The 20,579-nt window shown below is 51.9% G+C and carries 19 protein-coding genes and 4 tRNA genes; 13 read left to right on the top strand and 10 right to left on the bottom strand.

Annotated features, from left to right (window positions below):
* Positions 1-39: 39 nt before the first annotated feature.
* Positions 40-1,368 carry an amino-acid N-acetyltransferase gene (argA, locus tag CG67_RS09130; protein WP_025902641.1) on the bottom strand — a complete coding sequence of 443 codons (1,329 nt, stop codon included), beginning with the start codon at positions 1,366-1,368 and terminating at the stop codon, positions 40-42.
* Positions 1,369-2,008: 640 nt separating this feature from the next.
* Between argA and argR the strand changes: the two genes are divergently transcribed.
* Positions 2,009-2,479 (top strand): transcriptional regulator ArgR, encoded by a 471-nt coding sequence (argR, locus tag CG67_RS09125; RefSeq protein WP_025902640.1) that lies wholly within the window; start codon positions 2,009-2,011, stop codon positions 2,477-2,479.
* Positions 2,480-2,815: 336 nt separating this feature from the next.
* Here argR and CG67_RS09120 read toward each other — a convergent pair.
* The 4 genes from CG67_RS09120 to CG67_RS09105 form a co-directional block, all read right to left on the bottom strand.
* Positions 2,816-2,892 (bottom strand) — tRNA-Met (locus CG67_RS09120).
* Positions 2,893-2,923: 31 nt separating this feature from the next.
* A tRNA-Met gene (locus CG67_RS09115) sits at positions 2,924-3,000 on the bottom strand.
* Between the two features lie 34 nt (positions 3,001-3,034).
* Positions 3,035-3,111, bottom strand: a tRNA-Met gene (locus CG67_RS09110).
* Between the two features lie 40 nt (positions 3,112-3,151).
* Positions 3,152-3,228 (bottom strand) — tRNA-Met (locus CG67_RS09105).
* Positions 3,229-3,427: 199 nt separating this feature from the next.
* Here CG67_RS09105 and mltA point away from each other — a divergent pair.
* Both mltA and tcdA read left to right on the top strand, forming a co-directional pair.
* Entirely contained in the window at positions 3,428-4,528 is a 1,101-nt protein-coding gene (gene mltA, locus CG67_RS09100) for a murein transglycosylase A (protein WP_029989869.1), read from the top strand.
* Positions 4,529-4,619: 91 nt separating this feature from the next.
* Entirely contained in the window at positions 4,620-5,435 is an 816-nt protein-coding gene (tcdA, locus tag CG67_RS09095; protein WP_025902639.1) for a tRNA cyclic N6-threonylcarbamoyladenosine(37) synthase TcdA, read from the top strand.
* 11 nt (positions 5,436-5,446) lie between these two features.
* Here tcdA and csdE read toward each other — a convergent pair whose 3' ends face one another.
* Both csdE and csdA read right to left on the bottom strand, forming a co-directional pair.
* On the bottom strand, positions 5,447-5,887 hold the full coding sequence (gene csdE / locus CG67_RS09090) for a cysteine desulfurase sulfur acceptor subunit CsdE (RefSeq protein WP_025902638.1): 441 nt from the start codon (positions 5,885-5,887) through the stop codon (positions 5,447-5,449).
* 4 nt (positions 5,888-5,891) lie between these two features.
* Entirely contained in the window at positions 5,892-7,094 is a 1,203-nt protein-coding gene (gene csdA, locus CG67_RS09085; RefSeq protein ID WP_025902637.1) for a cysteine desulfurase CsdA, read from the bottom strand.
* Between the two features lie 208 nt (positions 7,095-7,302).
* On the opposite strand from csdA, the gene CG67_RS09080 reads away from it, so the two are divergent.
* From CG67_RS09080 to rlmM, 4 genes are all read left to right on the top strand, one after another.
* Positions 7,303-7,530 carry a YgdI/YgdR family lipoprotein gene (locus CG67_RS09080; protein ID WP_025902636.1) on the top strand — a complete coding sequence of 76 codons (228 nt, stop codon included), beginning with the start codon at positions 7,303-7,305 and terminating at the stop codon, positions 7,528-7,530.
* 557 nt (positions 7,531-8,087) lie between these two features.
* A complete protein-coding gene (locus CG67_RS09075) occupies positions 8,088-9,002 on the top strand; it encodes a transcriptional regulator GcvA (protein ID WP_025902635.1) in 915 nt (304 codons plus the stop codon).
* Positions 9,003-9,043: 41 nt separating this feature from the next.
* Positions 9,044-9,439: a DUF423 domain-containing protein gene (locus tag CG67_RS09070; protein WP_025902634.1), complete on the top strand. Its 396-nt coding sequence runs from the start codon at positions 9,044-9,046 to the stop codon at positions 9,437-9,439.
* Positions 9,432-10,535 (top strand): 23S rRNA (cytidine(2498)-2'-O)-methyltransferase RlmM, encoded by a 1,104-nt coding sequence (gene rlmM, locus CG67_RS09065; protein ID WP_025902633.1) that lies wholly within the window; start codon positions 9,432-9,434, stop codon positions 10,533-10,535. Before CG67_RS09070 ends, rlmM begins: the two co-directional genes overlap by 8 nt.
* 6 nt (positions 10,536-10,541) lie before the next feature.
* On the opposite strand, the gene xni is transcribed toward rlmM, so the two are convergent.
* The 3 genes from xni to queF form a co-directional block, all read right to left on the bottom strand.
* Positions 10,542-11,309, bottom strand: coding sequence for a flap endonuclease Xni (gene xni / locus CG67_RS09060; RefSeq protein ID WP_025902632.1), 768 nt, complete (start codon positions 11,307-11,309; stop codon positions 10,542-10,544).
* 84 nt (positions 11,310-11,393) lie between these two features.
* Entirely contained in the window at positions 11,394-12,758 is a 1,365-nt protein-coding gene (gene ppnN / locus CG67_RS09055; protein ID WP_025902631.1) for a nucleotide 5'-monophosphate nucleosidase PpnN, read from the bottom strand.
* Between the two features lie 186 nt (positions 12,759-12,944).
* The gene (queF, locus tag CG67_RS09050; RefSeq protein WP_025902630.1) at positions 12,945-13,790 is read right to left on the bottom strand and encodes an NADPH-dependent 7-cyano-7-deazaguanine reductase QueF; all 846 of its coding nucleotides are present in this window, start codon (positions 13,788-13,790) and stop codon (positions 12,945-12,947) included.
* A 62-nt stretch (positions 13,791-13,852) separates the two neighbouring features.
* Here queF and syd point away from each other — a divergent pair, with 62 nt between their 5' ends.
* The 6 genes from syd (at position 13,853) to relA (ending at position 20,519) form a co-directional block, all read left to right on the top strand.
* A complete protein-coding gene (gene syd / locus CG67_RS09045) occupies positions 13,853-14,404 on the top strand; it encodes a SecY-interacting protein (protein ID WP_025902629.1) in 552 nt (183 codons plus the stop codon).
* Positions 14,405-14,987: 583 nt separating this feature from the next.
* The gene (locus tag CG67_RS09040; protein ID WP_025902628.1) at positions 14,988-15,317 is read left to right on the top strand and encodes a YqcC family protein; all 330 of its coding nucleotides are present in this window, start codon (positions 14,988-14,990) and stop codon (positions 15,315-15,317) included.
* A complete protein-coding gene (gene truC / locus CG67_RS09035; RefSeq protein ID WP_025902627.1) occupies positions 15,317-16,093 on the top strand; it encodes a tRNA pseudouridine(65) synthase TruC in 777 nt (258 codons plus the stop codon). The genes CG67_RS09040 and truC overlap by 1 nt, the downstream gene beginning before the upstream one ends.
* A complete protein-coding gene (locus CG67_RS09030) occupies positions 16,093-16,539 on the top strand; it encodes a flavodoxin (protein WP_025902626.1) in 447 nt (148 codons plus the stop codon). The genes truC and CG67_RS09030 overlap by 1 nt, the downstream gene beginning before the upstream one ends.
* A gap of 396 nt (positions 16,540-16,935) precedes the next feature.
* The gene (gene rlmD / locus CG67_RS09025) at positions 16,936-18,252 is read left to right on the top strand and encodes a 23S rRNA (uracil(1939)-C(5))-methyltransferase RlmD (protein WP_025902625.1); all 1,317 of its coding nucleotides are present in this window, start codon (positions 16,936-16,938) and stop codon (positions 18,250-18,252) included.
* A gap of 32 nt (positions 18,253-18,284) precedes the next feature.
* The gene (gene relA, locus CG67_RS09020; RefSeq protein WP_025902624.1) at positions 18,285-20,519 is read left to right on the top strand and encodes a GTP diphosphokinase; all 2,235 of its coding nucleotides are present in this window, start codon (positions 18,285-18,287) and stop codon (positions 20,517-20,519) included.
* Positions 20,520-20,579 lie beyond the last annotated feature (60 nt).

The following is a 20,579-nucleotide window of genomic DNA, read 5'->3' as shown; positions in this document are numbered from 1 at the left end:
CGACGGCATCCTCCCGTCAGGGAAGATGCCGTGGCAGGATCAGTCCAGACTCAGCATTAAGACTTTGGAACGGCGCTGATAGTTATACATTTTCTTCTTAGTTTCAGGTAAGGATTCGATATCGACCGGCACAAATCCCCGTTCCTGAAACCAGTGGATGCTGCGGGTGGTCAGGACAAATATTTTATTCAGGCCCATTGTGCTGGCCTGATGACAGATATGCTGTAACAGCAACTCGCCGCGTGAAGAACTACGGTATTCGGGATGAACTGCCACGCAGGCCATTTCCCCGATCTGTTCTTCAGGGAAAGGATACAGGGCCGCACAGGCAATGGTCAGATTATCCCGCACCACGACGGTGAATTTATTGATTTCCATTTCCAGCTGTTCACGGGAGCGGCGAACCAGGATCCCCTGTTCCTCAAGCGGACGGATCAGTTCAAGGATCCCCCCGATATCATCGATGGTCGCTTTACGGATTTTTTCGGCCGATTCCATCACCACCTGTGTACCGATACCGTCGCGTGAGAAAAGCTCCTGTAACAAGGTACCGTCTTCCAGATAACTGATCAGGTGGCTGCGGGGAACGCCGCTGCGGCAAGCCTGCACTGCACCACGCAGAAAGCGTACGGTACCCGACAGGTAATTACCCTGTTGCTCAAGGCTGTCGATACGCTGCTGAGCCTGGTCAGGGAACATTTCAGAAATAACATTACCGTCGTCATCGCTGACACCCTGTTCGGAACAGAAACCAATCATCTTTTCAGCTTTCAGTTTGATGGCAACCTGAGTTGCAATCTCTTCTGAGGTAAGGTTAAAGCTTTCACCGGTAACTGATACCGCAACCGGCCCCAGCAGCACGATGGCACCGCTGTCCAGCTGGCGATGGATAGCGGCATGGTCAATACGGCGGATACGGCCGGAATGGCAGTAGTCTACGCCGTCATCCACACCCAGTGGCTGAGCGATAATAAAGTTGCCGCTCACCACGTTAATATGCGCGCCCTGCAAGGGAGTATTGTTAAGGCTCATTGACAGGCGGGCAGTAATATCCAGCTGCAAACGACCGGCAGCCTGTTTCACCAGCTCAAGAGAGGCGGCATCCGTGACACGGGTAAATTTGTGATAGTTAGGCGTCAGCTGGTGGTCGGCAAGATTAGCATCTATCTGAGGTCGCGCCCCATAGACCAGCACCAGGCGGATGCCCAGGCTATGCAGCAGACCGATATCATTGACAATCCCGGAGAAGTTAGCATGCTCGATCGCTTCACCGCCCAGCATGATGACAAACGTTTTGCCGCGATGGGCATTAATATAGGGGACGGTATGGCGAAACCCCTGAACTAATTCGGTACTACGTTCCTTCACGGCGATCTCCGGGTGAATGTTTATTCGTTTTTTCTGTATTTTTATTCCTTTATGGTCCTGAATGCAAGTATTGTGTTTCAGGGACATGTGCATTGATAGCGGGTTTTACCGGACTTATCCACATTACTATCAGTAAGTTACTTTTATCTGCGGCGGGGGAGAGGATTAAAATTTTTCGGAGAGCGAACGATGTTCGGGTGTTTTTTGTTCAGCTATCAGCTATCAGCCATCAGAGATAACGGACAACGAATAAAGGATTGCCGGAAACATCAACTGTCAGGATCAGTGCCTTCTCAGATCCGATCCGACAGATCAGTGCGGCAGGTCATCTCTTTCTGACAATCGGATAACGTTGGATCCGGTAAAAATACGCACCATTACTCTGCTCTCAGCTCACTCTTTCGCTCTGTAATTATTAAGGTGATCCTTTACCGGTATCAGGAATAAAAAATAAGCTCTCAGAAGGTTTTCAGAGAGTTTGTTTATTTATTTTTTATGGGATAAATGACATGACGAAAGTCAAAAAATAATGGGTTTGTGAATATTTGGCGGGATAAATATAACCGAAAGTGCTATTTCTGTAGTAGCCAGAAATATACCTGTTTTATTTTACAGGTACCAGGGAGGGAGCATGACTAATATGATTAAAAATATTAAATCTTTAGAACTCGATAAAGTCTTCCAGCAATTATTAAGGGACGAACGTTTTGGCTCTCAGGCTGAATTTGTCGATTATCTTACCCGTCACGGGTTCAGGCATATCAACCAGTCTAAAGTTTCTCGCATGCTTGCCCGCTATGGTGCGGTACGCACACGTAATGCCAGAATGGAAATGGTCTATTGCCTGCCGGTTGAGCGGGGGATCCCGACGGCCAGAACTATGCTAAAAAGTTCAGTGCTGAGTATTGAAACCAATGACTGGATGGTTGTTACCCATACGGTTCCCGGCGCGGCACCCTTAATTGCACGTCTGCTTGATTCTTGTGGAAAATCAGAAGGAATATTAGGAACAGTTGCAGGGGATGATACCATTTTTATTGTTCCGGTAAAGGGGGTTAATTCTTCTCAGCTACAGCAGTCCGTCGTCAGTATCCTTAATTCTGATAGTTAATTGATCAACAAGGATGCTTTATTCCGTGGCACAGAAGGGGGGATAATGATCTCGCGGGTAAGGGAAATTTATAGATATACACAATACGGGCTCATCAGATTCAGATGACGTTGACAGATATTCACCTTATCACGGAAAAATAGGTTACGGTTCTTTCTTCCGTACGTCCTGAATTTGTCGATGGACAGTCGCAGGCCCGTGCGGAGGTGGCTGGCACCGGGGAGGGGCATGCCGGAAATTATATCAGGGGGCGGAGAATATGCAGGCAGTCAGCAGGTTGCTGAATTCAGAGCAAAAAAAAACTTATCAAAATTAATTTGATAAGTTTTCTTCGGTTGGTTGCGGGGGCCGGATTTGAACCGACGACCTTCGGGTTATGAGCCCGACGAGCTACCAGGCTGCTCCACCCCGCGTCCGTGCTGTTGCTGTACTGCTTCATAGTATTGGTTGCGGGGGCCGGATTTGAACCGACGACCTTCGGGTTATGAGCCCGACGAGCTACCAGGCTGCTCCACCCCGCGTCCGTACTACTACTGTTACTGCTTCACATTGTATTGGTTGCGGGGGCCGGATTTGAACCGACGACCTTCGGGTTATGAGCCCGACGAGCTACCAGGCTGCTCCACCCCGCGTCCGCGATACTACTGGTTACTGCCACTACATAATGTGAATTGGTTGCGGGGGCCGGATTTGAACCGACGACCTTCGGGTTATGAGCCCGACGAGCTACCAGGCTGCTCCACCCCGCGTCCGTGGATGCGCACTATACTCTCCACAGCCTTTGATGCAACCCATTTATGATAAAAAACGTAAAAAAAACCGTCATCTGCTGAATTTTACGGCACTTTTCTTTTTTTATGTAAATCACAAGGGCTGTTAATGCGGAAGATTTTATTATCACCCTGCCTCTGCTATCTTCGCTTCAGATAATTCAGCGAAGGCAGCGTAATGAAAGGAAAATGGGTAAAGCTTGCACTGACCGGGGCATTTCTGGCGTTACTGGCCGGATGTTCTTCCCGGCCTACCGACCGCGGTCAGCAATATAAAGACGGAAAACTGGATCAGCCCTTTGCGCTGGTTAACCAGCCGAATGCGAAAGGGAGCCCGGTAAACGCACGAGACTTTGCCGAACAGGTCCGGCAGATCCAGGGGGCTTCCGGCGCACTCTTTAATCGTAACAGCAGTACCTATACTGCCATTGAAAGCTGGCTGGTCGCCGGGGGGAATACCCGCGAGCTGCGTCAGTTTGGCCTCAATGCCTGGCAGATGGAGGGGACCGATGATTATGGGAACGTCCAGTTCACCGGCTACTACACCCCGGTGATCCAGGCCCGCTATACCCGTCAGGGGGAGTTTCAGTACCCTATTTATCGTATGCCACCACACCGCCGCGGGCATAAATTGCCGAGCCGCGCAGAAATTTATAACGGTGCACTAAGCTCCCGGTATGTGATTGCCTGGAGTAACTCATTAATTGACAACTTTATGATGGATGTCCAGGGCAGCGGTTATGTGGATTACGGTGATGGCCGGCCGTTGACCTTCTTTGGTTACGGAGGCAAGAATGGCTGGGCGTACCACAGCATCGGTAAAGAGCTTATCGATCGCGGGGAAGTGAAGCGGGAAGATATGTCAATGCAGGCCATTCGTGAGTGGGCAAATAACCACTCTTATGCAGAGGTCCGGGCCTTGCTGGAAACAAACCCTTCCTTTGTCTTCTTCCATCCGGAATCCTACACTCCGGTCCGTGGGGCCAGTGCCGTGCCGCTGGTGGCTAAAGCCTCCGTTGCTGCCGACCGCTCGCTGATCCCGCCCGGAACCGTATTGCTGGCCGAAGTGCCACAACTGGATGAGAAAGGGAAGTTTAATGGCACGTACCGGATGAGGCTGATGGTCGCTTTGGATGTCGGCGGGGCAATTAAGGGACAACATTTCGATATTTATCAGGGGATTGGCCCTGAAGCGGCCCATCTGGCCGGTTTTTATAATCACTACGGACGCGTCTGGGTGTTAAAATCCGCGCCGGGAACAGGATTACTGACCCGCTAAGCATCCGGCGGAAGAGGGCAAACATAGCCACTCTTCCGCCTGCGGTAATAAAGAATGCGGTAATAAAGAATAATGAAAAGAAAGAGGATCTATGCCGGAAGTGACTGATACCTGGCGCCAGCGTTTTGGCGGTACAGGTCGTTTATATGGTCAGCAGGCTCTGCACTGGTTTGCAGATGCACGCTTTTGTGTGGTTGGCATTGGCGGCGTTGGCTCCTGGGCCGCAGAAGCATTGGCCAGAACCGGCATCGGCCATATCACGTTAATTGATATGGATGATGTCTGCATCACCAATACTAACCGGCAGATCCATGCACTTCGCGGTAACGTGGGGCAGGCAAAAACCGAAGTCATGGCTGAACGCCTGCGGCAGATTAACCCGGAATGTGATGTTGTCTGTATTGATGATTTTGTGACGCCGGATAATGTGGCTACCCTGCTGGATAACCGGTTTGATTACGTCATCGATGCCATCGACAGTGTCAGACCCAAAGCGGCCTTGCTGGCTTACTGTCGCCGTAACAAGATCCCGTTGATCACTACCGGCGGCGCGGGCGGGCAAATCGATCCGACGCAGATTGCGGTGACGGATCTGGCGAAAACGATTCAGGATCCACTGGCGGCAAAATTGCGTGAGCGACTGAAATCCGATTTTTCTATCGTTAAAAACAGTAAAGGCAAACTGGGCATCGACTGTGTGTTCTCTACCGAAGCCCTGGTCTATCCGCAACCGGACGGTACTGTCTGTGCTTCCCGCAGTACGGCTGAAGGCCCGAAGCGTATGGATTGTGCCGCAGGATTCGGTGCAGCCACGATGGTCACGGCCAGTTTCGGATTTATTGCCGTTTCTCACGCGCTGAAAAAGTTTATCGCCAGAAAAGAACGTCAGGCGGCTGATGCCACCTGATGCTCTGCGGTTCAGGCGCTGCGGGCAATACGATGAATGGCTGCGGCCAGAGCTTCCAGACCACTACTGCGACTGGCACTGAGCTGTTCTTTTAACCCCAGTCTGTCAAAAATGGCCAGCGGATCGACACCGGATAATTCGCTGGCTGTTTTCCCTTCACATACCGTCAGCATCACTGCCAGTAACCCTTTAACGATGCGTCCTTCGCTGTCACCGTAAAAATGGAAAGTGCCATCATCCAGCCGCTGACTTCCCAGCCAGACACGGTTTTCGCATCCGCTGATTTCATTCTCCGGTGTTTTCAGTGTTTCCGGCAGGGCCGGTAATTTCCGGCTCAGCAGGATCAACTGGCGGTAACGTTCCTCCCAGTGGCGGAACTGGCCGAACTGCTCAGTTAACCCGGCATCGGTGATGTCGTGACCAAACGGATGTGGTGCGATTAAAGACGTCATAACATTACTCACTTAACAGATCATGGGCCATCCGGACTGCCCGGACAAAAGCGTCAACATCCTGTTGATTATTATAAGGGGCAAATGACGCGCGCAGGCAGCCCTGAATGTCCAGCGCCTTCATCAGCGGCTGGGCACAATGTTGTCCCGCACGTATCGCTATATTTTGTTCTGCCAGCAGGGTCACCATATCGGACGGATGGATGCCCCCGATACTGAAAGATAACAGCGGGGCATTATGCTGCCGGAAACTGCGAAAACCGGGCAGTTCAGCCAGTTGCTGTTCTGCGTCAGTGGCCAGAGATTCACTCCACAGTGCTGCAGCCCGGTGGTCCACGGTGGCTAAAAAGTCCAGAGTGGCGCCAAAGGCACAGACGCCGGCAATATTCGGTGTACCGGCTTCCAGACCATGGGGGGGGGCCATTGCACTGAACCCATCGAAACTGACCTGGTCGACCATTTTTCCGCCTCCCATCCAGGGTTTCATCTCCGCCAGACATTCGGTACTGGCATAGAGTACCCCGACACCGGTCGGGCCGTAGAGTTTATGGCCGGAAAAAGCATAAAAGTCAGCCTGAAGGGCGGTGACATCGGCGGGCTGATGAACGATCCCCTGGGCACCGTCGACCAGTACTCTGACGCCTGCGGCATGCGCTGTAGCAATAATGTCGGACAATGCCGGGAGTGCCCCGGTCACGTTTGACATCTGGCTTATCGCCAGCAAACGGGTTTTACCGGTCAATAGCTGCGGCAGCAGATCGTTGCGCGGCAGCCCTTCAGCGGTCACCGGCCATTTCACCACGCGGGCCCCTTTTTCGGCAGCAATCATCAGCCAGGGGATCAGGTTAGCGTGATGCTCCATCTCACTGACCAGGATTTCATCACCCGCTTGTAACTGATGTGACAGCCAGCTGTGTGCGACCAGATTGATGGATTCGGTCGTGCCCCGGGTCCAGATTATCTGTGACGCGCTCTGCGCGTTGAGTAACTCAGCGACCTGCTGGCGGGTATGCTCATAAGCAGCGGTCAGTTTTCTCGCCTGCGAGTGCTGACTGCGGTGCACCGTTCCCGCCGCGCGGTAACATGCTGTGCTGGCATCAATCATCGCCTGAGGTTTCAGGGCGGTGGCCGCACTGTCCAGATAGATGTCATCCCCGCTAAGTGCAGGAAACTGCTGGCGAAAACGGGCGGCATCAAAACCATTCATAACGTACTCGTGTCCGGTAAATTTAAGATAAGACTGAAAAAACCTCACCCACTGGTAAAGTTGTAAATATGTCATATGATTTATTAGCAGACTGTAAGCATATTTATTGCTTAATGTTAGTTATCCGTCGCTACGGACGAAAACATGGACTGCATATTGACAGAATCGCTGACAGTTTAAGGTATTCTTATCTGTAAGGAGATAATAAATGAAAAAGCAACTCGCAGCAGTATTCGCGGTATCCGCGCTCGTCTTCACCCTGGCTGGTTGTTCGTCTAACTATGTCATGCATACCAACGATGGCCGTACCATCGTAGCACAAGGTAAACCCAGCGTTGATGACGATACCGGTATGATCGTCTATAAAGACAGCAGTGGTATTAAGCAGCAAATCAACCGTTCTGATGTGAAAGAAATGACTCAGCTCGGTCAGTAAGGGTATCGTATTGATTGCAGTCGCCGGTGGCGGCTGCTTTATCTTCTCTCCTTCCCCCCCCCCCCCCCCGGCCCCTGCCATTTTTTTACTGAAATGATTAATTATGCCGTTCTTCTGTCAGGTTTATGCATAATCCGGATTTATGCAAATATCTGCGCAAACGTTTAGCTTTTCGCATAAGCTGAGTTATTGCGGCTTGCAGCGTTTTTACGGGGGGAGATGGCATCATCGGCGGGATTGAATACGAAAGACAAAAAAAAACACCGCATAAAGCGGTGCTGTAAAAATATAAACTATGGACAGACAGGGTATATCACAGGAAATAAATCAGGTCTGAAAAACAGACCAAATGCAAACACAACATCACCACCTAAAGCCAAAAGAGTCTGAAATGACTGGTTCAGAAAACTTTTCGTTCCGGCTCAGGAAGTGCGTGAACTATAGGTATTTGCTGGTGCTTCCTCAAGGGACAATTTATAATGCTTCGGATAAAAAAAACTAATGCCTGAGTGCGTTCCGGCTCCGGCATCCTATTAGCCCTGAATCTGAAGACTGTTATGTCAAAACGACTGCCTCCTCTTAATGCCCTGAAAGTCTTCGATGCGGCCGCACGGCACCTGAGTTTTACCCGGGCGGCCGAAGAACTGTTTGTGACCCAGGCCGCTGTCAGCCACCAGATTAAATCGCTGGAAGACTTCCTCGGCCTGAAACTGTTCCGCCGTCGTAATCGCTCGCTGTTACTGACCGAAGAAGGTCAAAGCTATTCGCTGGATATTAAAGAAATATTTTCCGCACTGAATGATGCTACCCGTAAACTGCAGGCCCGGAGTGCGAAAGGTGCACTGACGGTCAGTCTGTTACCCAGTTTTGCGATCCAGTGGCTGGTCCCGAGGCTATCCAGCTTCAACCAGGACTGTCCGGGCATCGATGTCCGTATCCAGGCGGTTGACCGTGAAGAGGATAAACTCTCTGACGATGTGGACGTGGCTATCTTCTATGGCCGGGGGAACTGGCCGGGCTTGCGGGTGGAAAAACTGTATGCTGAATATCTGCTGCCGGTTTGTTCACCGGCGCTGCTGACCGGTGAGTTTTCACTGAAGAGCCCGGCCGACCTGGCTCATTTCACCTTATTGCATGACGCATCGCGCCGTGACTGGCAAAGCTATACCCGGCAACTGGGACTGAACCATGTCAATGTCCAGCAGGGGCCCATCTTCAGCCACACCGCAATGGTATTACAGGCCGCCATCCACGGGCAGGGGATTGCACTGGCGAATAACGTGATGGTGCAAAGTGAACTGGAAAGTGGCCGTCTGGTGTGTCCGTTTAACGATGTTTTGGCCAGTCAGAACGCTTTTTATCTGGTTTGTCATGACAGTCAGGCAGATCTGGGTAAAATAGCGGCTTTCCGGCAATGGATTCTGGCGCGTGCCGCCAGTGAACAGGAAAAGTTTCGTTTTCGCTATGATTAGCAAAACAGGACGCAGCCAACGTACCCGATGAGGAACAGGACATGTCCAGCCGCACGATGTTTATTTTTGCCGCCATCAGCGGTTTTTTACTGGTGGCTTTCGGTGCTTTCGGCGCCCATGTGTTAAGTAAAACCCTGAGCAGCAATGAGATGGCCTGGATCCATACCGGCCTTGAATATCAGGCGTACCATACGCTGGCTATTCTTGGCCTGGCATCGGCAATGCTGCGCAGGGCGAATATCTGGTTTTACTGGAGTGCAGCACTCCTTGCGTTAGGGACAGTTCTCTTCAGCGGCAGTCTTTACTGCCTGGCACTGTCTCATCTGATGTTTTTAGTTTTTGTGACGCCGGTCGGAGGCCTTTGCTTCCTGGCCGGATGGTTTTTGATGTTGATTGGCGCTCTGCGTCTGAAACGAAAGGCAGGCAGCCATGAATAAGGTTTTACTCTATTGTCGTTCCGGGTTTGAAAAAGAATGTGCGGCAGAAATCACCGCCCGTGCCACAGCACTGGAAGTGTTTGGTTTTGCGCGGGTGAAGGATAATTCGGGCTACGTGATTTTTGAATGTTATCAGTATGAAGATGCCGATAAATTGATCCGTCAGATCCCGTTTGCATCACTGATCTTTGCCCGACAGATGATAGTGGTCGGTGAATTATTACGGGATTTACCGCCGGACGATCGTATCACTCCGGTGTGTGGCATGCTGACGGGGGCCGTTGAAAAGGGGGGAGAACTGCGTGTTGAAGTCCCCGATACTAATGAAGCCAAAGAACTGCTTAAATTCTGCCGAAAATTCACGGTGCCACTACGGGCTGCATTACGTCAGAACGGTATTCTGCTGAATTATGAATCGGCAAAGCGTCCGGTCGTGCATGTTTTCTTTATTGCCTCCGGTACCTGCTATGTCGGTTACTCTTACCCGGAAAACAACTCTCCGTTGTTTATGGGGATCCCGCGGCTGAAGTTTCCGTCCGATGCCCCGAGCCGTTCAACGTTAAAACTGGAAGAAGCATTCCATGTTTTTGTGCCGGCAGATGAATGGGACGAGCGTCTGGGGAGCGGAATGTATGCGGTGGATCTGGGAGCCTGTCCGGGCGGCTGGACGTATCAGCTGGTGAAACGCAGTATGATGGTGTATGCGGTCGATAACGGACCAATGGCCCCTGCGCTGATGGATACCGGACAGGTGATCCATTGCCGCGAGGATGGCTTTAAATTCCGTCCGGCAAAATCGAATGTGACCTGGCTTGTCTGCGATATGGTGGAAAAACCGGTCAGAGTCGCGGCACTGATGACAGAATGGCTGATCAATGGCTGGTGCAGGGAAGCCATTTTTAACCTGAAACTGCCGATGAAAAAACGCTATGAAGAAGTCACTCAGAACCTGCAAATGATCGCGGAATCGCTGCAGGCCGGGGGGATCAATGCACAGATCCAGGCGCGTCACCTCTACCACGATCGCGAAGAGATCACCGTCCATGTTCGTCGTATCTGGGGAGCCGCGCCAGGACGTCGTGACGAACGCGAATAAACTGCGTTACCTGCCCGTCGCGGGCAGATAACGCAGGCTTTTCAGGTTTCCCTGTAAATCCAGACAGGTTGCCAGTCGGGCAACCTGTCTGGAGATCAGCGCAATTTCCTGCGCGCCCTGTAATTTCTTACGCCACTTTTCTTCTACCTGATCCAGTTGCTGAAAAAGCGTCTCCAGATTATCAAAACGGCGGATAAGCTCTGCCGCACTCTTTGGCCCTATCCCAGCCACACCGGGAATTTTGCTCCCTGCGATACCGCAAAGCCCCCAGTAATCCGGCAATTGTCCGGGGGAGACACCGTATTGCTGCCGGATAAAAGGCACATCCAGCCAGCGTTTCTGAAAGTAGTCACGTAAGCGAATTTCGGGCACCAGCAACTGGCAGTAACCTTTGTCTGTCGACACAATGGTGGTTTGCTGGCCAGCCTGCGCCATTTTACAGGCCAGGGTAGCGGCCAGGTCATCGGCCTCATCGTCGGTGGCATGCCAGCAATGAATACCGCTTTCAGCAAATACCTGATGCAGGGCAGGCATCAGCAGGCGCAACTCTTCCGGCATCTCCGGACGACCGGCTTTATATTCACTCAGTACCTGGTGTCGCCAGCCTTCACGCTGATGCGGGTTATCAAATACGCCGACCACATGGGTGGGCTGGGTGTGTTGCAGTAACTGGCGCAGGGCGGCACGGGTGCCGGTCAGACACTGATTACCCTGAACCGCATGGATTCGGCGAATGAGGTTCAGTGCATCGATGATCAGTAGATGATAAGTCATAATTGCCGGAGAATATAAACGCTGAAAACTGCGTAAAGTAAAAACAGAAGCTGCTTACCGGCGGCTGGCCGGTAAACAGAGAGGCTACCTGATGATTTCGTAGCAAGGGACATACGCACTGCCCGGAAGTTTCATCCGGTGTTGAGCGACGAACCCCTGTAACATTTCATCCATGCGGTGCATGATATCGGCATCACCATGAATTTTAAACGGTCCGTGGGCCCGGATTTCGCGGATCCCGATGTCTTTCACATTTCCTGCCACGATCCCTGAGAACATCCGGCGCAAATCTGCGGCCAGTTTCTCTTTCGGCTGATCCTGGTTCAGGTTAAGGGCTGACATATTGGCATGGGTCGGCTGGAACGGCAGTTGCAGTTCCGGTTCGATACGCAGTGACCAGTTAAAACTGTACGCATCGCCGGTCTGACGGCGGTACTCTTTCACGGCGGGCATCGCCTGCTTCATGGTTTTTGCCACCGCATGGGCATCATCAATAATAATCCGGTAATGACGGGTGGCCGCCTCGCCCAGGGTATTGATAATAAAATCATCCAGCACACGGAAATAGTCTTCACTTTCTTTCGGCCCGGTCAGTATCAGCGGCAGAACCTGCTGCTGGTTGTGCGGATGCATCATAATGCCCAGCAGATAGAGTAGTTCTTCGGCCGTCCCGACGCCTCCCGGGAAGATAATGATCCCGTGCGCGATACGGACGAAGGCTTCCAGCCGTTTTTCGATATCCGGCATGATAATCAGTTCATTAACCAGCGGGTTCGGTGGTTCAGCAGCGATAATCGACGGTTCGGTCATGCCGATAAAACGTCCTTCACGGTAGCGCTGCTGTGCGTGGCCGACAGCGGCTCCTTTCATCGGCGCTTCCATCACGCCCGGGCCACAGCCGGTACAAATATTAAGTTCACGCAGACCTAACTGCGTTCCGACATCCCGGCAATACTGGTATTCCACAGGGTTTACTGAATGCCCTCCCCAGCACACCACCGTATTCGGTAACTCACCCACATGCAGAGCACGGGCATTACGCAAAATTGAAAACACCATATTGGTGATGTAGGCCGAATCTTTCGGGTTAGGTTCACGAAAACGTGCCGAATGATTCAGCTGACCGGTGACGAACAGGATATCCCGTAACACGGCAAATAAGTTCGCCTGCAGGGAGCGGATGATCTGACCGTCGACAAAGGCATTTTCCGGCGGATTAATCAGCTCCAGCTTTACGCCGCGCTCGCGACGCAAGACGTTAATATCGAAGTCTGCAAACTGTGACAGCAGTTGCTGACTATTATCCGTCAGGCTGCCGGAATTGAGCACCGCCAGTGAGCAGTTGCGGAATAACTGATACAGGTCACTGCTGGCGGTTCTTTTCAGCATATCTACTTCCAGTTGTGAAAGCAGATCCATAGCCCCAAGAGGGCTGATATGTGTAATCAAGAGAACTCCTTACTCCCCGCGGGGAACTGCTGCATCACACAGCGGCTGTAAAATCATTTACCGTGACGCCGGCTCCCTGTCCGGCCCTGTTTTTATCTGGCCGGTGCTTCAGAGTATCGCTGGCGTACGGATTTTCACAAGTGATAAGTAGTTATTTCCTGTGATGATTACGGGGGGTTACGGAGTTTACTGACGGGCCAGCCGGGCGACAGGGGCTTCGAATGCCACGTTACTGCGCCACGGATTAATGTCCAGGCCACCTCTGCGTGTGTAACGGGCATAGACGGTCAGTTGTTCCGGCTGGCAAAACTGCATCAGGTCATTGAAAATGCGCTCAACACACTGTTCGTGGAATTCATTATGCTGGCGGAAAGAGAGCAGGTAACGTAGCAGTGCTTCACGCTCTATCCGTGGACCGCGATAGCGGATCATCACAGAGCCCCAGTCAGGCTGTTGAGTGATCAGACAGTTGGATTTCAGAAGATGGCTGACCAGCGTCTCTTCGACGATGTCGGACGTGGTGGCGTCTTGCAGCAGATTATTATCAAAGCTGTAATTATCGACAGTGATCGGCAGGTCGTCGATGCACTCTCCGGCGAAATGGCCGACCGGCTGTCCTTCCGCCTCACTGAGGCTGGAGAGTGTCACTGTGACTTTTCCGCCGGCACAAGCGCTGAGATCTTTTTCAAGCGTGGCTCTGACGGTTTCAGTATCTGCAAATTTTGTCTGATTGAAACTATTCAGATAGAGTTTAAAACTTTTCGATTCAATCAGATTACGGCTGGTGGCGCAGAGAGCCACGTAGCCGATAGCAACGCGCGGAACGCCCTGGTCATTCAGCCAGGAGAGTTCGTACAATGTCCAGAGGTCTTCGCCATGAAAGGGCAGGTTACCTTCCTGTAAACCCAACCCGTCACGGTTGAGGCTTCGCGGGACCGGTTGTAATAACTCCGGAGCATAGTGTTCAGTGTAGGAAGTTTTTTTCCCCAGGGTCAGACCTTCCAGGGCCTGATGTTGGTCATAATGAGTCATGAAAGTACCACGGATAAAGTAAACGTTGTGCTCAGTGTACCCGATCAGAAGTGAGAAAATGAATGATGCAGCAAACCTTAGATGCTTTACACGCCTTTACCCGCCGCTATTGTGAGAACTGGCAGCAGCAAACCGGCCATTTTCCGCTGAGTGAAGCACTCGCGGGAATCGATTCTCCCTGTGTTGAGTACAGTGACGAGCAGGGAGTGTTCTGGCAACCCCGGCCGTTTACGTTACCGGCGACGCTGGAAGCGGTAGAGCGTGCGCTGGATATTGTGATCCAGCCTGCCGTTGTCGCCTGGTATACCGCTCAGTTCGCGGCGGATATGCAGGCCGTTTGGCAGGGGCGTGTGATGACGTTATTACAGGTCTGGAATGAAGAGGATTTTAGTCGGGTGCAGGAGAATTTAATCGGACACCTGGTGATGAAACGTCGGCTGAAGCAGAGTCCGACGCTGTTTATTGCCGCTACCGATCACGACACCGAAATTATTTCGGTCTGTAACCTGAGCGGTGAAGTTATCCTGGAATCACTTGGAACCAAAAAACGTGAAACACTGGCACCGTCACTGGCTGATTTTATTAATAAATCCGAAGGTATTGTTACGAAATAACCGGTAATCCTGATATTTGTGTAATAGAAGGCAATTGTTAACTTGATTCAGATCAATAAATAGTGTTTTTAACCTGGTATGACTCTTTATATAAAGCCTTCCTATTTCATAAGGTTACTTTAAAGGATATTGAATTATAACGCTAATTAAGATTTTTACTGTAAAAATCTCGTTGCGGAAAATGGTGACTCTGACAGAATGGCACCTACTGGCAGGAGGCCGGGGAAGTTACTTGTTTTCAGGATGAAAGCAACCCAGGGATGGTGGTATCTGTTATGGATGTCAGATACCGTAAGGTTGTTTCAGGATGAAGTAACCTGCTCTGCCTGAGCTAAACCCCCCTCCGCAGGAGGGAAGTTACTGTCGGGGATAGACAGTGACGCATTGAGCCAGAAAGTCCGGTCAGGATGACCAGGCGGATACTGATAAAGCTCAATGAACGCAGGGAGCACGATTGTAGCCGGATTGCTGCGAACAGACTGGGAGTACTGTATTTTTACAGTACTCCCTTTTTTATGCTCATCACTTTTCCCCTGTGTAATGATATGCTGGCGCGGTTTTTATCAGGAATAGGAGAATACCGGTGGCTGAGCAATATATTGTCCTGCAGCGACTGTCGCAACTTGAACAGATCTTACGGGACCATGAGCTATGGCAGGAAACGGCGCCAGCAGAGAGCGCGTTGCAAAGCGACCAGCCCTTCAGCCTGGATACCCTGCATCCTCTGGAATGGTTACAGTGGATTTTCATTCCCCGTATGACGGCGATTATCGATGCCGGAGCCGGGTTACCTGAAAAACTGGCCATCGCCCCTTATTTTGAAATGGCGCTGGAGCCTCAGCTCAGCGTACGTCCGGTATTGTTACTGACCTTAAGGCAACTTGATGGTCTTTTTGAACAAGAAACACCTTAATGCTTGAAATTATTTATCAGGATCAGTGGCTGGTTGCCGTCAACAAGCCCGCAGGTATGCTTGTCCACCGCAGCTGGCTGGATCGGCATGAAACCACTTTCGTCATGCAGACATTGCGCGACCAGATAGGCCAGCATGTTTTTACTGTCCATCGTCTCGACCGCCCGACGTCCGGGGTGTTGATCTTCGCATTATCTTCCGAGGTTGCACGGCTGTTATCACAACAGTTCGAACAGCATCAGCTGGAAAAAACCTATCATGCCATCGTGCGTGGCTGGCTGACAGAGGCAGGGGTACTGGACTATCCGTTGATGGAAGAGCGGGATAAGATTGCAGATAAACATTCTGCCGCACCTACCGAACCTCAGTCTGCTCTGACTCGTTATCAGCCACTGGCACAGGTTGAAATGCCGGTGCCTATCGGGCGCTATTCCACCTGTCGTTACACTCTGGTGGAACTCACTCCGCAAACCGGTCGTAAGCACCAATTGCGTCGCCATATGTCGCACCTGCGGCATCCTATTATCGGTGATACTAATCACGGGGATTTACGTCAGAATCGCGGTGCCGCCGAACATTTCGGATGTCAGCGACTGATGTTACACGCCTCCCGGCTGATGCTAACGCACCCGGTGACCGGGGAGCCATTACGCCTGCATGCAAGTCTGGATACGGTCTGGCAAACGGCCTTTGAGCATTTTGACTGGCAGGCGCAGTTACCGGACTTACCCCGGTCCGCCCTGTTGACAGACCCGCCAGCGACGGAGGAGCAGTAATGGCCAGTATCGGAATTTTTATCGGCACCGTGTATGGCAATTCACAGCTTATAGCCGAAGAAGCTCTGCCATTGCTGGAAGCCGCCGGACACCAGGTTCACCTGTATGAAGAACCTGAACTCAGTCAGTGGCTGGATGAAAGCCTGCAAATCCGGTTAATTATTACCTCCACGACCGGGCAGGGCGATTTTCCGGACACTATCGCCAGGCTCTATAGCGATATGAAAGACCAGTGCGGTTACCAGCCAACAGTACGTTACGGGCTGATTGCATTGGGGGACAGCAGTTATCAGGAGTATTGCGGGGCCGGTCAGGCTTTTGAACAGTTGTTGCAGGAGCACCAGGCACAGCGTATTGGTGAGATCCTGCTGATTGATGCGCAGGAGCACCCGGTACCCGAAGAGGTGGCATTACCCTGGGTAGAACACTGGATAACCTTATTGTAGTCTGCATAAACGCGGGCAGGAGAGCCTTTCCTGCCCGCGTTTATGCGCCCGACCTCCCGCAAGGCAGAAAGAGCTCTTTTCTGCCACTCTTTCCGGTGACGACGCTGTTTCTGTCAGCCACCGATGCATTTCAGGCAATCTGCCATGCCGGCGGTTTCAGAGACCGGCAATACTCAGCTTTTCATGATTATCCCTGGTAATATGACCTTTTCCCGGCAGGCAGGGCTGACGACAAGTGGAAAGATTTGTTAATGTATTTGTCTTTTTTACGCTACATTTCGCCTGTTTTTCCGTATCATTATCTGCAGAATTTTACGGAACGGGTAAAATACATTCTGTTGCCGGGATCCCCGGCATGCCTCTGATAATCTGCCATATTAAGAGAACACATTACTGATGGTGCAATTTTATTCCGCTGCCAGGCGCGCGAAGCCCCGCAAAGAACTCACGGTAACGATTGATGAGCTTGACCCGTTTGGTCAGGGCGTGGCGCGTTATCAGGGAAAAGCCCTGTTTGTCAGCGGTGCACTGCCCGGAGAAAAAGTGCAGGTGATAGTGCAGGAAGATAAACGTCACTATTCCCGCGGTAAAGCAACCCGACTCCTCACGCAAAGTCCTGACCGGGTGGTTGCACGTTGTCCTCATTATGGTGAATGTGGGGGCTGCCAGCAGCAGCACGTCAGTGAGGCACTCCAGCAGCAAAGTAAAAAGAATGCACTGGAAAGAATGCTGAATCACAACAGTTCGCAACCGTTGAACGTGGAACAGGTGATCCGCGGAGACAGCTGGCATTACCGGCGACGTGCCCGGCTGAGCCTGCGCTGGGATAATAAACAGCAGCGGCTGGAGATGGGGTTTCGTAAAAGTGGCAGCAGCGAGATTGTGAATATCCGTCAATGCCCTGTTATGGTGCAACCCCTTGAGCGTTTGCTGCCCGAACTGAGACAGTGTTTAAGCGGATTACAGGGTGCGCGGGATCTCGGACATGCCGAGCTGGTACAGGCAGATAATGGTGTGGTGCTGGTTTTACGCCATCTGAAACCCTTTTCTGTGGCAGATAAAGAAAAACTGGAACGATTTTCGCAAAGCCATCAGTTAATGTTGTTCCTTGCACCGGACAACAACACACTGCAACACATTTGCGGAGAAATGCCTTATTATCAGTCGCATAACCTGAAGCTTTCTTTCAGTCCGCAGGATTTCATCCAGGTCAATGACAAGGTGAATCAGCAAATGGTGACTACGGCCATCGACTGGCTGGCATTGCAGCCCGGCGACCGGGTGCTGGACCTGTTTTGCGGAATGGGGAACTTCACCCTGCCTGTCGGGCAGTATGTTGAGAATGTTGTCGGTGTTGAAGGGGTAGCAACATTAGTTCAGCAGGCTGCGTATAATGCGCAGGATAATGATTTACATAATGTCACGTTCTACCGGCACGATCTGGAACAGGATGTGACAGGACAACCCTGGGCATCGCAGGGGTTCACCAAAGTTTTGCTCGATCCGGCAAGGGCCGGTGCCGCCGGAATAATGGCGCATATCATTGCGCTGGCACCACAACGTATAGTGTATGTGTCCTGTAATCCCGCCACTCTGGCTCGTGACAGTGAGCCGTTGATGGCAGCAGGCTATATTGCGGAACGGGTGACGATGCTGGATATGTTCCCTCATACCAGTCATCTGGAATCCATGGTGCTGTTCAGCAGAACCTAAACGGCCAGGCAGGCCGTCATGCAGGAGAAGTTATGGTTGCGGTAAGAAGTGCGCATATGAATACGGCAGGGGAATTTGCCCTCGAACAGTGGATTGCCAGTCTGGGGATCGCCAATGAGCAATCCTGTCAGCGACTGGCGGACTGCTGGCGTTATTGCGAAACCGGGACCCGTCACCATCCTCTTCAGCCGATGTTACTGTGGCGTGGTATCGAGATGGTCGAAATACTGACCGAACTCAGTATGGACAACGATACACTGCGCGCTGCGTTGCTGTTCCCGCTGGCTAACGAAGAGGTGGTCACCGAAGAGCAACTGGAAGAGCGGTTTGGCAGGGAAATTGTTTCGCTGGTGCATGGTGTCCGGGATATGGATGCCATCCGCCAGTTGAAAGCGACCCATAACGATTCAATGGCCTCTGAGCAGGTGGATAATGTCCGCCGCATGTTGCTGGCGATGGTTGAAGACTTCCGTTGTGTGGTGATCAAGCTGGCAGAGCGGGTCGCCCATCTGCGCGAAATGAAAGATGCGCCGGAAGATGAACGAGTTCTGGCGGCGAAAGAGAGCACCAATATCTATGCGCCGCTGGCAAACCGCCTGGGGATCGGTCAGTTAAAATGGGAACTGGAAGATTACTGTTTCCGCTATCTGCACCCGGAAGAATATAAGCGTATCGCTAAATTGCTGCATGAGCGGCGGGTCGATCGCGAACAATATATCGAAAATTTCGTCGATAATCTGCGTCAGGAAATGGCCCGGGAAGGCGTCAGGGCTGAAGTCTATGGGCGGCCGAAACATATCTATAGCATCTGGCGCAAGATGCAAAAGAAAGCCCTGTCTTTTGATGAGTTGTTTGATGTACGTGCCGTGCGGATAGTGGCTGACCGCCTGCAGGACTGTTATGGCGCATTGGGTATCGTGCATACTCTTTACCGGCACCTGCCCAGTGAGTTTGACGACTATGTCGCCAACCCTAAACCTAACGGCTACCAGTCTATCCACACCGTGGTCCTGGGGCCTCGCGGGCAAACGGTCGAAATACAAATCCGTACCCGGCAGATGCATGAAGATGCTGAACTGGGGGTCGCTGCGCATTGGAAATATAAAGAAGGTCCGGGCATCAGCAATACCCGTGGTGCGGCGGGTCACGAAGAGCGTATTGCCTGGTTGCGTAAACTGATCGCCTGGCAGGAAGAAATGGCTGACAGCGGTGAAATGCTCGAGGAAGTCCGCAGTCAGGTGTTTGACGACCGGGTGTATGTGTTTACGCCGAAAGGGGATGTCATCGACCTGCCTGCCGGCTCGACACCGCTGGACTTTGCCTACCATATCCACAGTGATATCGGACATCGCTGTATCGGTGCCAAAATCAGCGGACGGATTGTGCCTTTCACCTATCAGTTACAGATGGGTGATCAGGTTGAAGTGATTACCCAGAAACAGCCGAACCCAAGCAGGGACTGGCTGAATCCGAACCTCGGGTATATTACTACCAGCCGTGGTCGTGCCAAAGTGCATGCCTGGTTCCGTAAACAGGATCGCGATAAAAATATCCTGGCCGGACGGCAGATTCTGGACAGTGAACTGAGCCATCTGGATATCAGCCTGAAAGAGGCGGAAAAGTTGCTGTTGCCGCGTTACAACATGACCTCTATGGATGAAATCCTGGCGGCCATTGGTGGCGGTGACATCCGGCTTAACCAGATGGTGAACTATCTGCAGGGCAAGCTGAATAAACCGACAGCCGAGGAAGAAGACAGGGAAGCCCTACGTCAGTTGACTCAGAAATCACACAGTAATCACAATGCCGGAAAAGAGAGTGGCCGCGTGGTGGTCGAGGGCGTCGGTAATCTGATGCACCATATTGCCCGTTGCTGTCAGCCTATCCCGGGGGACGATATCGTCGGCTTCATTACCCAGGGGCGGGGGATCTCTATCCACCGGGCCGATTGTGATCAGCTGGCGGAGCTGACGAATCATGCGCCGGAACGTATTGTCGATGCCGTCTGGGGTGAGAGCTATTCCAGCGGATATTCACTGGTGGTGAGGGTCATTGCCAATGATCGCAGCGGTCTGCTGCGTGATATTACGACCATTCTGGCCAATGAAAAGGTGAATGTACTGGGGGTTTCCAGCCACAGCGATACGAAAAAACAGCTCGCCACCATCGACATGGATATCGAAATTTATAATCAGCAGGTATTGGGCCGTATTATTGCCCGTCTGAATCAGGTGCCTGACATTATCGATGCCAAACGCCGTCATTAACCGGCCTCCGATCCCCGGTCAGCCTCTGGCTGACCGGGGATGGTTTTGCCCTCCTTCGTT

Source organism: Tatumella sp. UCD-D_suzukii (genome assembly GCF_000611875.2).
GTDB classification, from domain to species: domain Bacteria; phylum Pseudomonadota; class Gammaproteobacteria; order Enterobacterales; family Enterobacteriaceae; genus Tatumella; species Tatumella ptyseos.
Note: the sequence above shows the minus strand (reverse complement) of the source record. Positions and strands in the feature narration are given on the sequence as shown.

Coding starts and splice junctions, on each gene's coding strand:
- CG67_RS09075 (WP_025902635.1), top strand. CDS start 8,088: ATGTCAAAACGACTGCCTCCTCTTAATGCCCTGAAAGTCTTCGATGCG.
- relA (WP_025902624.1), top strand. CDS start 18,285: ATGGTTGCGGTAAGAAGTGCGCATATGAATACGGCAGGGGAATTTGCC.
- rlmM (WP_025902633.1), top strand. CDS start 9,432: ATGAATAAGGTTTTACTCTATTGTCGTTCCGGGTTTGAAAAAGAATGT.
- queF (WP_025902630.1), bottom strand. CDS start 13,790: ATGACTCATTATGACCAACATCAGGCCCTGGAAGGTCTGACCCTGGGG.
- tcdA (WP_025902639.1), top strand. CDS start 4,620: ATGCCGGAAGTGACTGATACCTGGCGCCAGCGTTTTGGCGGTACAGGT.
- xni (WP_025902632.1), bottom strand. CDS start 11,309: ATGACTTATCATCTACTGATCATCGATGCACTGAACCTCATTCGCCGA.
- CG67_RS09030 (WP_025902626.1), top strand. CDS start 16,093: ATGGCCAGTATCGGAATTTTTATCGGCACCGTGTATGGCAATTCACAG.
- mltA (WP_029989869.1), top strand. CDS start 3,428: ATGAAAGGAAAATGGGTAAAGCTTGCACTGACCGGGGCATTTCTGGCG.
- argR (WP_025902640.1), top strand. CDS start 2,009: ATGATTAAAAATATTAAATCTTTAGAACTCGATAAAGTCTTCCAGCAA.
- truC (WP_025902627.1), top strand. CDS start 15,317: ATGCTTGAAATTATTTATCAGGATCAGTGGCTGGTTGCCGTCAACAAG.
- rlmD (WP_025902625.1), top strand. CDS start 16,936: ATGGTGCAATTTTATTCCGCTGCCAGGCGCGCGAAGCCCCGCAAAGAA.
- csdA (WP_025902637.1), bottom strand. CDS start 7,094: ATGAATGGTTTTGATGCCGCCCGTTTTCGCCAGCAGTTTCCTGCACTT.
- CG67_RS09070 (WP_025902634.1), top strand. CDS start 9,044: ATGTCCAGCCGCACGATGTTTATTTTTGCCGCCATCAGCGGTTTTTTA.
- CG67_RS09080 (WP_025902636.1), top strand. CDS start 7,303: ATGAAAAAGCAACTCGCAGCAGTATTCGCGGTATCCGCGCTCGTCTTC.
- syd (WP_025902629.1), top strand. CDS start 13,853: ATGATGCAGCAAACCTTAGATGCTTTACACGCCTTTACCCGCCGCTAT.
- csdE (WP_025902638.1), bottom strand. CDS start 5,887: ATGACGTCTTTAATCGCACCACATCCGTTTGGTCACGACATCACCGAT.